General features: G+C 64.0%; 11 protein-coding genes and 1 other RNA gene. 4 read left to right on the plus strand and 8 right to left on the minus strand.

Features of this window, described 5'->3' with window-relative positions:
* Positions 1 to 116: 116 nt before the first annotated feature.
* The 4 genes from RZV17_RS00485 to RZV17_RS00500 all read right to left on the minus strand — a co-directional run bounded on the left by RZV17_RS00485 (position 117) and on the right by RZV17_RS00500 (position 6753).
* Positions 117 to 929 carry a DUF4159 domain-containing protein gene (locus tag RZV17_RS00485; RefSeq protein WP_355606284.1) on the minus strand — a complete coding sequence of 271 codons (813 nt, stop codon included), beginning with the start codon at positions 927 to 929 and terminating at the stop codon, positions 117 to 119.
* A complete protein-coding gene (locus tag RZV17_RS00490; protein ID WP_047693260.1) occupies positions 926 to 2260 on the minus strand; it encodes a TldD/PmbA family protein in 1335 nt (444 codons plus the stop codon). Before RZV17_RS00490 ends, RZV17_RS00485 begins: the two co-directional genes overlap by 4 nt.
* Before the next feature lie 14 nt (positions 2261 to 2274).
* Positions 2275 to 3909: a TldD/PmbA family protein gene (locus RZV17_RS00495; protein WP_166744761.1), complete on the minus strand. Its 1635-nt coding sequence runs from the start codon at positions 3907 to 3909 to the stop codon at positions 2275 to 2277.
* 1215 nt (positions 3910 to 5124) lie between these two features.
* Complete coding sequence (locus RZV17_RS00500; protein WP_166751572.1) at positions 5125 to 6753, minus strand: TldD/PmbA family protein; 1629 nt, start codon at positions 6751 to 6753, stop codon at positions 5125 to 5127.
* Positions 6754 to 7083: 330 nt separating this feature from the next.
* Here RZV17_RS00500 and RZV17_RS00505 point away from each other — a divergent pair, with 330 nt between their 5' ends.
* A complete protein-coding gene (locus RZV17_RS00505) occupies positions 7084 to 8358 on the plus strand; it encodes a pectate lyase (protein WP_355606289.1) in 1275 nt (424 codons plus the stop codon).
* A 115-nt stretch (positions 8359 to 8473) separates the two neighbouring features.
* Here RZV17_RS00505 and RZV17_RS00510 read toward each other — a convergent pair whose 3' ends face one another.
* A complete protein-coding gene (locus RZV17_RS00510; RefSeq protein WP_355606292.1) occupies positions 8474 to 9430 on the minus strand; it encodes an AraC family transcriptional regulator in 957 nt (318 codons plus the stop codon).
* Positions 9431 to 9509: 79 nt separating this feature from the next.
* Between RZV17_RS00510 and RZV17_RS00515 the strand changes: the two genes are divergently transcribed.
* Positions 9510 to 10313, plus strand: a complete 804-nt coding sequence (locus RZV17_RS00515; protein ID WP_355606295.1) for an alpha/beta fold hydrolase — start codon at positions 9510 to 9512, stop codon at positions 10311 to 10313.
* Between the two features lie 22 nt (positions 10314 to 10335).
* Here RZV17_RS00515 and RZV17_RS00520 read toward each other — a convergent pair.
* Positions 10336 to 10411: non-coding RNA, sX9 sRNA (locus RZV17_RS00520), on the minus strand.
* 72 nt (positions 10412 to 10483) lie between these two features.
* Between RZV17_RS00520 and RZV17_RS00525 the strand changes: the two genes are divergently transcribed.
* Both RZV17_RS00525 and RZV17_RS00530 read left to right on the plus strand, forming a co-directional pair.
* Positions 10484 to 10849: an MAPEG family protein gene (locus RZV17_RS00525; RefSeq protein WP_355606298.1), complete on the plus strand. Its 366-nt coding sequence runs from the start codon at positions 10484 to 10486 to the stop codon at positions 10847 to 10849.
* Between the two features lie 44 nt (positions 10850 to 10893).
* Positions 10894 to 12468, plus strand: coding sequence for a hypothetical protein (locus RZV17_RS00530; protein WP_355606301.1), 1575 nt, complete (start codon positions 10894 to 10896; stop codon positions 12466 to 12468).
* 108 nt (positions 12469 to 12576) lie between these two features.
* Here the strand turns inward: RZV17_RS00530 and RZV17_RS00535 are convergent, their stop codons facing one another.
* A complete protein-coding gene (locus tag RZV17_RS00535; RefSeq protein WP_184384285.1) occupies positions 12577 to 12831 on the minus strand; it encodes a DUF2164 domain-containing protein in 255 nt (84 codons plus the stop codon).
* A 235-nt stretch (positions 12832 to 13066) separates the two neighbouring features.
* Positions 13067 to 13519, minus strand: coding sequence for a hypothetical protein (locus tag RZV17_RS00540; protein ID WP_355606305.1), 453 nt, complete (start codon positions 13517 to 13519; stop codon positions 13067 to 13069).
* Between the last annotated feature and the right edge of the window lie 199 nt (positions 13520 to 13718).

Below are 13718 nucleotides of genomic sequence, written 5' to 3' on the forward strand. Positions count from 1 at the left end.
GCGGTGGATGTCATGCCTCAAAAATCTCCCTCGATTCCTGTAGGAGCGCGCTTGCGCGCGATGCGGCGTTACCGATAAAGCCTCATCGCGCGCAAGCGCGCTCCTACGGATCGATGTCAGTTGGTCAACGCATACATCACGATGTTGACGCCGAAGCGGGTGTTGTCTTCGGCCAGGAAACGCTTGTTGCGCCAGTCGTAATCCCATTCGCAGCCGTAATCCTTGTTGCTGTACAGCACTCCCAGCCGGCCGTCGATGCTGATGCCCTTGAGGTAATCGTGCACCAGGTCATCGCCCCAGCCATTGAGCTCGAAGCTGGTGGCCGGCGGGCCATCGGGGAACTTGAAGAACGCGCTGTAGAGGCGATGCGACTTGGGCAACTTCTGCAGTGCGGTCTTACCGAAGATGGAGGCCATCTGCGCTTCGAACGAGGTGGCGAACAGGCCATCGATATCGTGATTGCAGTCGTCCACGAACACGAAGCCGCCATTGCGCACGTAGTGCTCGAAATTGCGCCGCTCGGCCGGATTGAACTCCACCAGCTTGTGCCCGGACAGATAGCAGAACGGCGCCTGCAGCATGCGCGGGTCGGCAAGATCCAGCACATGTTCCTCCGGGTCCACGCGCAATTGCGTGTAATCGATCAATGAGGTGATCAGGTTGGACGGCATGCGCGCATCCACGTCCCAATCGCCGGAGTCGTAGCGCAGCCGGGTGAACCAGAAATCGTAACTACCGGCCGCACGCGCGCGCTGCGGCAGCGCCAACGTGGCGACGCTACCGAGCAGCAGACCGAGAAAGTGGCGGCGCGGTGTCGGCGACGGCAGGGGACCGGGAACCGGAAGCGCTGGTGAACACTCAGGTTGAGCGGAGCAGCTCTTGCTCTCCCATTCCCGATTCCCCACTCCCAATTCCCGGCTCTTACTCACACCGCGTCCGACAGCGAGGTAAACGTAAAATCGCGCAGCCGCATCGGCGGAATCATCATCACGAAGCTGGATTCGTCGCCAGCCACGCGCACCGGCTTGCCGAGTTCGTCGATGTTGTTGAGCATGATCACCGGCGATTCGTTGAAGCGGAAATTCTTCACCGGATACTTGATCTGTCCGTTCTCGATGTAGAACGTGCCATCGCGAGTGAGCCCGGTGAGCAGCACGGTCTGCGGGTCGACCATGCGGATGTACCAGGTACGTGTGACCAGGATGCCTTTCTCGGTACCGCGCACCAGCTCGGCGATGTTCTTGTCGCCACCGGCCATCAACAGGTTGCCCGGCTCGCCGACCGCACGCTTGCCGTTCTTCTGCGCCCAGAAACGCGAATACTGCAGGTTGGCAATCTTGCCGTTTTCCACGATGGCCATCTTCTCGCGCGGCAGGCCTTCTTCATCCCACGGCAGCACCGCCGCGCGCGCATCCCACGGGTCGGCGGTGATGTTCACACGCGGGTCGTAGACCTGCTCGCCGAGCTTGTTGCCGCCGCCCTTCTTGGACAGGAAGCTGCGGCCTTCATCGGCGCGGCGTGCGTCGAAGAAATTCATCATGAAGGAGATCAGCCCGGCCGCCGCGGCCGGCTCCAGGATCACTGTGTACTTGCCCGGTTCCAGTGCCTTGGCCTCGGACGAATCGCTGGCCTTGCGCATCGCAATGCGGATGTCCTGCTCGGCCTTGAAGTCGGCGGCATCCTTCAGGTTGCGGCCCACCCAACCCGAGCCGCGGCCATCCTCGGTGCGCACCGTGCAGGTGTAGTCGAAGCGTGCGCCGCGCTGGTAACCGAAGTTGCCCTTGCTGTTGGCGAACGCGGTGAAGCTCTGGCCATCTTCGAGAAAGCCGGCGGCGATCAAGCCTTTGCCTTTGCACGGTGCGATCGAATCGGCGGCCACCTGCGCGCGGAACGCCGGGTCCACCGCTGCCGTGGACTCGCTGAAGGTGGGGCTGGGTTTGTAGGTCTGCTTGTCGACCGCCGGCATGAACTCCGGGTTTTCCGGTGCCAGCCGCGCCAGGTCTTCGGCACGGCGCACCACACGTTCCAGCGAGGCGTCGTCGAACTCGTTGATGGTGGCGATGCCCACGCGCTTGCCAAACGCCACCTGCACCTGCAGGTCGGTGTTGTCGACGATGCCGCTGGTGGACACGTTGTTGAGCGCAAAACGGATGTTGCCGTCGATCGAGCCGGTGAGCGTTGCGGTGCACTCGTCGGCCTTGGACAGCTTGATGACCTTGTCCAGAATGGCCTTGGCCTGCGCTTCGGTAAGGATGCTCATGTGGGTTTCTCCTGTCAGCCGAGCGAGCGGGCGGTGTTGATGACGTTGATGCCGTCGAAACGGGCGGTGGACGACCCATGCGAGACGGCCGAGGACTGGCTCGGCTGGCCCTTGCCGTCAAAGAAGGAACCACCCAGGCGGTAGTCGCGTTGATCGGCCACGGCGCTGCAGGCGTTCCAGAATTCCGGGGTACGGATCTGGTAGGCCACGTCTTCGAGCATGCGGGTGATCGCGCCGTTCTTGATTTCGTAGAACAGCTGGCCACCGAACTGCGCGTTGTAGCGCTGCTGGTCGATGGAGAACGAGCCATCGCCGATGATGTAGATGCCGTTTTCCACGTTCTTGATCAAGTCGCTCACGCTCAGCGGCGTCTTGCCGGCGGCCAGCGAGACATTGGCCATGCGCTGGAACTGCACGCTCGACCACGAGTCGGCATAGCAGCAGCCATCGGAGGCGGTCTTGCCCAGGATATGCGCCTGATCGCGGATGGCCTGGTAGTCCACCAGCTTGCCGTCGCGGATCAGATCCCACTGCTTGGTCTTGACGCCTTCATCGTCGTACCCGACCGCGCCCAGGCTGCCGGGCTGGGTCTTGTCGGCGAGAATGTGCACCTTGTCGCTGCCGTACTGGAAACCGGCCTTGAGTTTGTCCAGCGTGGCAAAACTGGTGCCGGCGAAGTTGGCTTCGTAGCCGAGCACACGGTCCAGCTCCAGCGGGTGGCCGACCGATTCGTGGATGGTGAGCCAGGTGTGCGAGGGGTCCAGCACCAGGTCGTACTTGCCCGGCTTCACCGACGGTGCCTTGAGCTTTTCCTGCGCCTGTTTGGCGGCAGCAATCGCATCTTCCTTCATGTCGTAGGACAGGCCGTAATTCACCACGCCGTTGGGCGAGACGAACTTGCCGGACGCGGCGCCATCGAGATATTCGTAGCCCAGGCCCATCGGCGCAGACAGCCCGTCGCGGGTGCGGAACTTGCCGCTGGCCTTGTCGATGGCGGTCACGCTCATCGGCGCCCAGATACGGTGCACGTCCTGGTCGATGTAGGAGCCGTCGGTGCTGGCGAAATACTTCTGTTCGTTGACCACGAACAGCATCGAATTGACGAAGTTGGCGCCGGCGGCAGTGGCGGCGGCGTTGACGCCGAGCAGCAGGTCCACCTTGTCCTTGATCGGCACTTCCATCGCGTTCTTCTTGATCGGCGTCTTCCAGCTGACTTCGCCAACGCCCGGCGTCGGCGCCAGCTGCACCGGCGTGCCTTGCACCTTGGCGTTGGCCTTGGCAATCGCCGCCGCCTGCGCGGCGGCCTTGGCCACGCCCTGCTCGGTGAGCTCGTTGGTGGCGGCAAAGCCCCATGCACCGCCGACGATCACGCGGACGCCGGCCCCGATGGACTCGGTGTTGACCACGTTCTGCACCTTGTCTTCGCGGGTGATCACGAACTGGCGCAGATAGCGGCCAATGCGCACGTCGCAATAGCTCGCTCCGGCCTGACGCGCAGCGTTCAAGCCGGCGTCGGCCAGGCGCTTCTTGCGGCCCACATCGAAGGGTGTCAACAACTGCTCGGCGGCGATCGCCTTGCCGAAATAGGCCGGCACGATCAGCCCGCCCATGGTCAGCCCGGTGAGGGCCAGGAAATCACGTCGCTGCACGGGCAACTCCCCAATAGTCCCGCGCGGCGCGCAGGTGGTGTGGTGATGCGTGGAGCGCTCCACGCGGCATCGCCGATTCTTGCCGGGCGATGATTGCTGCGTCAAATGACTTTCGGCAGGGGTCAGTGATCAGGTGGAATACCGGCATGCATCGCGTGGTGCGGCTTGGCCGCCTGCGAACGTGGCGAGCGCCGCTGGAGGAACGTAGACCGCGCGATCGTTTTGCCACGCAGGTCAGTCGACTCTTCGCAGGCCGGATCAACCGCCACGTTGCTGCAAGGACCGCTCACGATGCTCTTGCGCAGCGCCTCAAAAAGAAACCAGCAACATGGCATTTTCGATTTTCAACAAAACCACCAACCAACTGTCTGGCGTGGTGTCCTCGCCTCGACAAGGCTTCAATAGAAAAAAAGATCGCGATACGCACGATGCAGTCGTTGCCATCTGATTGCTCAATACTGACAGATCAGGCGGAGAGCGGATCATCTGCGTCTTTGCTGCAGGGCCCTTGCCCGCCCACCATCGCAGGACACGCCGCAAGTACATCCCTGTAGGCTCCGTGGCGGCATCCATGCCGCCAAGGGTCCCGCGACGGTGAGCGGGCAAGGACCAGTGGAGTTGGTCGGTACGCAACGTTTTCAACAAGCACCCGGTAGCGGTCTGGCGCGGTGCCATCTGTTCTTCAATAAACCACCAGCCAACTGTCTGGTGCGGTGTCCTTACCGATTGCGGGACCGTGTGGCGGCATGGATGCCGCCACCGAGCCTCCATGGACGGATTCACGGCGTGTCCCGCGAGCGGTGAGGGCACCGCGCCCTCGATCAGGCTTGAAGCTTGAAGATCACCAAGCGCTCGCGATAAGCACGATGCAGGCGTTGCTATCTGATTGCTTGATCCGGGCAGCAACGGCGCAGAGCGTATGGTCTGCGGATTTGCTGCAGGGCCCTTGCCCGCCCACCATCGCAGGACACGCTGCAAGTACGTCCCTGTAAGCTCCGTGGCGGCATCCATGCCGCCAAGGGTCCCGCGACGGTGGGCGGGCAAGGACCAGTGGAGATGGTCGGCGCGCACAGGTTTCAACAAGCAGTCTGCAAGCTGTCGACGCGACATTTTTTTCAACAAAACCACAGCCAACACTCGTTGATGGTAGCGCTCTACCTACTTCCACGTAACACAGCTTTACCAAAGACACTGCCAACCGCTTGCTCGCAGCCCTCACCCCAACGAGCGCGCGGTGTTGATCACGTTGATGCCGTCAAAGCGTGCGGTGGATGACCCATGCGAGACCGCAGAGACCTGGCTCGGTTGGCCCTTGCCATCGAAGAACGAGCCGCCCAGGCGGAAATCGCGTTGGTCGCATACCGCGCTGCAGGCATTCCAGAACTCCGGCGTTCGAATCTGGTAGGCACCGTCTTCCACCAACCGCGTGACCTGGCCATTTTCGATTTCGTAGAACAGTTGCCCGCCGAACTGCGCGTTGTAGCGCTGCTGATCGATCGAGTACGAACCGCGCCCGTGAATGTACAAGCCGCGCTCGACGTTCTTGATCATCTCGGCAACGCCAAGCGGTTGCTTGCCTGCCGCCAGCGAGACATTGGGCATGCGCTGGAATTGCACGTTGGACCACGAGTCGGCGTAACTGCAGCCATCGGAGGCCGTCTTGCCGAGCAGGTGCGCCTGATCGCGCGTGCACTGGTAGTCGACCAGGATACCGTCGCGCACCAGATCCCACTGTTTGGTCTTGACGCCTTCATCGTCGTACCCCACCGCGCCCAGGCTACCCGGCTGGGTGCGGTCGGCGACGAAGGTCACCGCATCGCTGCCCCAACGGAACTTGGCATCGCGCTTGTCCAGCGTAGCGAAGCTGGTACCGGCGTAATTGGCCTCGTAACCCAGCACGCGGTCGAGCTCCAGTGGGTGGCCCACCGATTCGTGGATGGTGAGGAACAGATTGCTCGGGTCGATCACCAGATCGTACTTGCCGGCCTTCACCGACGGCGCGGTGAGTTTGGCGCGCGCCTGCTTTGCCGCGGCAATCGCATCTTCGCGCGCGTCGTAGCTGTGGCCGTAGCCGATCAGCCCGCCTGGCAGTTGATGCTTCTGGCTGGCATCGCCATCAAGGTATTCGTAGCCCATGCCCATCGGCGAAGACAGCCCGTCGCGGGTGCGGAACTTGCCGCTGGCCTTGTCCACTGCGGTAACAGTGAAAGGGAGCCACAAACGATGCACGTCCTGGTCGATGTAGGAGCCATCGCTGCTGGCGAAATATTTTTGCTCATTGATGGCGAACAGGCGCGAGGCCACAAAGGTGGCACCAGCGTTGAGCGCCGCGGCGTTGACGTCCATCAACAGCGCCACCTTGTCCTGCAGCGGAACCTCCATGGCGTTCTTCCTGATCGGTGTCTTCCAGCTGACCTGCCCTGCCGGCGTCACCGGCGCCAGTTGCACCGGCGTGCCGCCCAAGCGCGCATTCGCCTTGGCAATGGCCACCGCCTGCCGCGTAGCCGTGGCCACGCTGTCGCTGGTCAACGTGTTGGTGGCCGCAAAGCCCCAGGCGCCATCGGCCAGCACGCGCACCCCCACGCCACTGGATTCGGCGTTGACCACGTTCTCTACCTGCGTCTCGCGGGTGATCACGAACTGGCGCAGATAGCGCCCCACGCGCACATCGCAGTAGCTGGCACCGGCGGCCTTGGCGGTGGTGAGCGCGGTGTCGGACAAGCGCCGGTTGCGGGCCGCATCGTTTGGCGCCAGCAGCTGCTCGGCAGCGATCAGGCGCGTATGCGGCAGCAGCAGCCCGGCAGCACCGATGCCGGACAGGGTGAGGAAGGTACGACGGTCCACGGGTGGTCTCTCCGATCGATGCCTGTGGGGGAAATTCCACACGCCACTGCCCGAGACTTACCGCGCACGCCGGATTGGTCAAGTGCCGACTACCGCACGTTTCGTGTCGCGTGCGCGCCTGCGGCAGAACATCGGTCGCCAAAACCGAACCCGAGTGCTGGTGGCAACAGCGCAGCATCGCTAGTCTGCGCGGCTGCAATCGATACGTCGATGCGGCCCTCGCCGCGGCGACCCACCGCGCCGCCGCCACTCACTCACCCAGCTCCAGGGACCCATCCGATGATCACCACCTCCCGCCTTGCCGTCGTGGCAATGGCACTTGCAGTGTGCATGCCTACTTCGCTGGCGCTCGCGGCCGATTGGTATGTCTCGCCTACCGGCTCGGACAGCAATGCCGGCACGCGGGCCGCGCCCTTTGCCAGCGTGATGGCGGCGCAGGCCGCTGCGGCCAGCGGCGACACCGTGTACCTGCGCGGCGGCACCTATCGCCCCACCAACGCGAATGTCAGCGTGAGCGAGCGCACCTACGCCATCGTCAATGACATTACCAAGGACGGCATCGGCTACGTCAATGCCGCCAACGAGCGCCCGGTGTTCGACTTTTCCGCAGTGACGCCGGCAGATCGCCGAGTGGCGGCATTCCGCGTCCGCGCCAGCAACTGCGTGTTTCGCGGCTTCGAGGTGATCGGCGTGCGCATCACCATCGCCGACCGCCTGACCCAGTCTGAAGCCTTTCGCGTGCAGGGCGGCAACGGCAATCGCTTCGAGCGGCTGGCCATCCACGATGGGCAGGCGATCGGCTGGTATCTGGTGGCGGGCAGCAACAACCAGGTGCGCAACGTCGATGCGTACAACAACAAGGGGCTCAACACGTTCTCCTACGGCAACATCGATGGCTTCGGTGTGCATCCCGGCGCCGCCGGCAGCGTGGGCAACCGCATCGAGGGCAGCCGTGCCTGGAACAATAGCGACGACGGGTTCGATCTGATCAATGCCTGGGAAGCGGTCACGCTGGAGCACAACTGGGCGTTCCGCAACGGCCTGGATACCGATGGCACGCCGCTGGGCGACGGCAACGGTTTCAAGGCCGGCGGTTTTGGACGCAACGGCAGTGTCTACCCGCAACCGGTGCCGCGCCACCGCATTGCGTTCAATCTGGCGGTCGGCAACCGCACCAATGGCTTTTATGCCAATCACCAGATCGGTGGGCAGGACTGGATCAGCAACACCGCCATCGGCAATGGGCGCGCCAACTTCGACATGCTATCCACCCTGGCGGACAATCGCACCGACGTGGCTGGCTACGATCACACCCTGGCCAACAACCTGGGCTACGGCACGCGCACCGAGATCGCCAACCTGGGCGCCGCCACGGCCAACGAGATCGGGCGCAACTCCTTCAGCATTCCGCTGGTGGCGATTGCGCGTGACTTCATCAGCCTGGATGAGCGCCAACTCACCCGTCCGCGCCAGGCCAACGGCGATCTTCCGGTGACCACCTTTGCCACGCTTGCGCCCGGCAGCGCGTTGATCGATGCCGGTGCCGACAGCGGTGCGGCATTCAACGGGCGTGCGCCGGACCTGGGAGCCTTCGAATCGCTGTAGCGATGGCGCAGGCGATTTCGCGGCGACGATTCGGGTCTTCCGGCGCGTCGACGCAACGGAGGGACGGGCCAGCCCGGGCCCTGTCTGCCTGGCAGGCAGGGCCCGGGCGGCGGTGCTAGGGCTTTACCTGCTTGGGTGCATGCCCGAAATACGCCTTGAATGCGCGGCTGAAACCGGCTTCGGACTGATAGCCCACCCGGCGCGCGGCATCGCCCACGCCGACATTGCCGGAGCGGATCAGATCGTCGGCCACGCTCAACCGCCACAGTGCGATGTAGCGCATCGGCGGCTCGCCGGTGACCTGCACGAACTGTTGCGCCAGCAGCGAACGCGACAGGCCGGCATGCCGGGCCAGCTGCTCCACGCTCCAGCGGCGATACGGATCGGCATGGATGGCGTGCAAGGCCAGACCGACGCGCTCGCCGGCCGCGCTGGTGAGCCAGCGCGATTGCTGTGGATGCAATTCGGCCCAGCTGCGCAGTGCGCGGATCACCAGCAGATCGATGATGCGCGAGACCATCAGCTGCGCACCTGGCCGCACCTCGTGCGCTTCGGCCATCAAGAAATGCGAGAGCAGGCGCAACCATTCGGGCACGCGTCCGGCATCGCCCGGGATATGGATCAGCGTCGGCAGTGCCCGCATGATCGGCGGCAACGGCAGGCGCTCGTAGCGAAAGATGCCGCCGATGACGCTGGCCATCGCCGCGCCCTCGCCGTGACGGATCTTCAGGCGCGCCGGGTCGAACCGGTCGGCTGCGAAAAAATCCTCGGCACTGCGTGCCGGGCGGTGCGCTTGCGACAGCGTGTGGCCACGGCCATGTGGCAGCACGACCAGATCGCCGGTCTGCAGCTGCAGTGATGCACCGTCATCTGCAGTGATCCATAGCGAGCCCGCCTCGACAAAATGCAGATGCGATGGCCCGGCCGGCACCCGTGCGTGCACGCCCGCCGCCAGCTCGGCGCTGTACACGCCATCACCCTGCAGGCGGATCAAGGTGAGCAGTTGCGACAGGATGTCGGCGCGCACGGGCTGGGCATCGCCCGCCGCCTGCGGCGCTGGAGGATCGGTCATGGAAGGCGGTGTCCGGGTCATGGTGTCGCGCGGTGTGCAAGCGGAACCTTAGTGCATTCCGACAGAGCTGAGGTGCCCCATGAAACGTACGACCTGCATTCCCATCGCCGCGCTGCTGTTGTGCGCGCTGTGCTCCGCCACCGTGCAGGCGCTGCCGGCGCCGCGCCCCACCATCGTGCTGGTGCACGGCGCCTGGGAAACCGCTGCGATCTGGCGCCCGGTCGCCGGCCAGCTGCGTGCGCACGGCTACCGCGTCATCGCGGTGAATCTGCCCGGCCGCCCTGGCGCCTCGCAGGCAGCGGAAGCAATCAGCCTGGCGGCGTATCGCGATACGGTACTGGCCGCGATCAAGGACGAGACGGCACCGGTGGTGCTGGTCGGGCATAGCTTTGGCGGCGTGACCGTGACCAATGTGGCCGAAGCCGCGCCGGCCAGGATCAAGACACTGGTGTACCTGGCCGCGTTCGTGCCGCAGGACGGCCGCACGCTGCTGGCGCTTGCACAGGCCGACACCGGCAGCCAGTTGCCGCCGCATCTCGCGTTGGACAAGAGCAGGGGCGTCATGTCGGTGGAAACGTCGGCACGCGCGGAGGTGTTCGCCAACGATGCCACGGCCGCGCAACGCGCCGAGGTGCCGGCCATGCTGGTGGACGAGCCCGTGCAGCCGATGATGACGCCGGTGCAGCTGACTTCGGCGCGCTCCGGCAGCGTGGATCGGGTGTATATCCGCACCCTGCAGGACAAGGCGCTCAGCCCTGGTTTTCAGTCGCAGATGATTGCCGCCGCACCGATGCGGATGACCATCGATCTGGACACCGGACACTCGCCCTTTCTCACTGCACCGGCGGCGCTGGTGGCGGCGATCGAACAGGTGGCGCAATGAGCCCGCAGATCGAATGAAGAGCGGCTAACAAAACGTAGCGAGCGGTCGTCAGGTGGGTGCGGTCGGCGCGCAGGAACCGGAGTGTACGAGTGGTACATGAGGATTCCGAGCACCGACCGCGCCCGCCTGGCGGCCGCGCAGTAGGTTTGTTAGCTGCTCGAAGTGTGGTGGTGGCTACCGCAGTGCTATGCCTGTGCCTTCCGCTGGTGTTTTCCGCACTGTATGCGCGCCAGGTCGGTGCCAAGGCGTTGATCGGCAATCGCGAGGGCATTGCCGAACCGGACGGGGCCGCGGGGCGTGCGCAGCGTGCGCATCGCAATCTGCTGGAAAACTTCCTGCCGTTTGCCGCAGTCGCGCTCGCTGCCATGCAGCTGCAGGTGTCCGGAACCATCACAGTCATCGCATCGTTGGTGTTTTTGGGCGCGCGCATCGTGCATGCCGTTTGCTATCTTTTCGGCATTCCCGGTTTGCGCACACTCGCCTATCACCTGGGCCTGTGGGCGACGCTGGCCTACGCATCGCAGTTGTTCTTGTGAGGTTCCCGATGCACGCCAGACACACCGCAGACACGTCGTCGGCAATGTCCCCGCCGGTACGCACCACGGTAGTGACACCCGCTGCAACCGAGCCTGCCGGTGCGCGCAAGGCCGCCGGGCGCGTGCTTGCGCTGTCGCTACTGGTCGGGGCGCTGGCGCATGTGCAGGCCGTTTCCGCTGCCGGGCGCGACAGCTTCAGCGTGACCATCAAACCGTTGACCGGGCAGGACGGGACCGTCACGGGGCTGGCGGTCACCGAGCAGATCACGCGTGCAGACGCGCGCAGGCCGCTGAGTTTGATGCTGCCCTCGGCCTTGCCGGCCGTGCCGCATAACGCAGACGCCATCAGCGAGCTGCATGTCAGCGACGCCGGTGGCGAGGTCGCGCTGTCGATCGCCGAAGGCGCAGCGGTGGATGGCTTCGACATGCGCCGCTGGAGTACCGAGCGGCCGGTCGGTCCGCAGGTGACGGTGCGCTACCGCGCCGCCTTGGTGCCTGCAAATAGCGGTGGTCCGCCCTTTGGCATGAAGGCGGCCGGGCTGGGTGTGGCAGGCAGCTCCAAGAGTTTCGTGCTGCTGCCCGAACAGCTGGACAGCGACGCCAGCACGCTGATGTGGGATCTGTCGGAACTGGCGCCCGGCTCCATCGGTGTCGCCAGCGGCGGCGTCGGCACGGTGCGGGTGCTGGGCCCGGCAACGGTCATGGGCGATCTGTGGCTGCTGGCCGGGCCGGCCGTGGTGGCCCAGGCGCAGGACGATGCCGTGTTCAACGCCTACACGATCGGCCAACCGCCCTTCGATGCCGCAGCCACCATGGCGTGGGCACGGCGCGCGTACGACGTGCTGGCAACCGGGTTTGGCTACATCGACGCGCCGCCGCGCTACGACCTGTTGATCCGCGCGTTGCCGGTGGCATCGTACGAAACCGGCACCGCACGCCTGGCAGGCGGTAGCAGCCTGATCACGGTGGGCAACGTGTTTTCGCCAGGCCAGGATCTGCACAGCGTGCAGAGCACCATCTTTCACGAGATGGGGCACCAATGGGTGGGCCAGCTCACCAATGCCGTGGAGCCCTGGTATGCGGAAGGGGTCAACGTGTTCGTGCAGGCGACCTTGCCATGCGCGGCCGGCCTGCTTCCACACGCGGCCTGCGCCAACACCATCAACGAATGGGCGCAGCAGTACTACGCCAGGCCGGCGCGGCACTGGTCGCTGCAACGCATCGATGCGGCCGGCTTTGCGCAGGAATCCATCCGGCGTATCCCGTATGCGCGCGGCATGTTGTACTTCGCCAGTGTCGATGCCGCCTTGCGTGCACGCTCGGCCGGCAAACGCGGCTTGCTGGACGCACTGCGACCGCTCTACGTCGCACGGCACGCCGGCAAAGCGTTCGAACGCAGCGATATCGAAGCGCTGCTGCGCCGCGAACTGGGCGATGCCGAAGTCACCCGCTTCCGCCAGGTCGTGATCGACGGCACCCAACTGATCGTGCCGCCTTCCAATGCCTTTGGCCCCTGCCTGCAGCGCCAACCACGCCGCCAGATCAGCGAAGGGAAAACAGTGGAAGGCTATGTGTGGGAGCCGGTATCCAGCGGCGCACGCACAGCCGCGTGCCAATGATGCAGATCGCAAGTCAGGCATCCAACTACTGATCAATCGCGCTCCTTCTGCGCCGAGCACATTCTCCTGCGTGCTCGGCGCGGTAGCGCAGCGACTCAGGTCACCCCATCACTTCTTGGAATCGGTGGGACGCTCCAGCTGATAGACCGCCTCACCCAAATCTTCCAGCTTGCCGGCAATGATGGCTTGCGCATCATGGACACCGCGGTTGTAGAAATACGCGCCGACTTCCCCGGCAAAAAAATCGAGCAGGAACTCGGCATCGAACCGCCCGATCTCCTGCCTGAGTTCTTCGGTGAAATACAGCTGGATCTTGCGGGTGATCGCGGCACGTTCGGCGTCGGTGAATTTGATGTCGGTCATGGGTCTATCACTGTGTGAGCGGCCAGCGAGACGGCCGATCTGTCTGTAACGTATGTCGGGAGTGCAGCCTCAAAGCGAATCAGCCTGGCGCTTTGCGGCCGGTGACCAAGCGTAGCAAAGCAGACCGCTATCGCATGTCGGGGCGAATTCCAATGCGATTCGTCGATAGGGCGTCCTGTGGGTTGGCGCGTCTTCTATCGCTCTTGCGCCTAGAATCGTCCTCCGCGTGCTGCGGTTACCTGATAGCCGTCACTTGTCTGATGCGCTGATAAATGCAGCTTGCAAGCGCCGCCCAAAGTGCCGGGCAAGCGACAAATGAGGCCAATGAGGCTAAAGAGTCGAATGGCCTTGAAGAATCGTGCATCAGGCGCATGAGTAGACAGAGGCTTGCCACAATTGCTGCTCCAGCGACTGCCGCAACATAGGGATGTGCATGCTTCAGGCCAGGAACAAAGTGCAGCGTTGGGACGCCCAAAATAAGAAAGAAAGGTGAGCCAATGCCGAATGCGAAAAAACAGTAGTAAAGAAAAAATGTAGGTGCCGCTTCACCGCTGCCCGACATTGCCACAATAAGAGCAATGAGGACGCCGCTCAGAATCGTTGCGGCGACGCATGAAAATAGCACCGAACCCAAAATGACCACGCTCACTTTTATTAAGCGTGCGGTTGCGAGCAGTGCGTCTCTCACGCGGGTTTCCTCGAAGAAAAAATGATGTGCGCGCTCAGCAAGCGGGTTCTCCGATGAGGAGGCGATCGGCAGGAGGCAGGCGGAAGGTCAGCGCTTGCTTGATGCACAGCTGTTCGCCGGCCCTGCGAACCGGGAGATCGCCATGCGTCGCTCCACATCGCGCGCGTGCACCAGGTCCCTGGGGTCTTCGGTTACTTCA

The sequence above is a fragment of the Xanthomonas cannabis genome (genome assembly GCF_040616535.1).
In the GTDB taxonomy this organism is placed as follows: domain Bacteria; phylum Pseudomonadota; class Gammaproteobacteria; order Xanthomonadales; family Xanthomonadaceae; genus Xanthomonas; species Xanthomonas cannabis.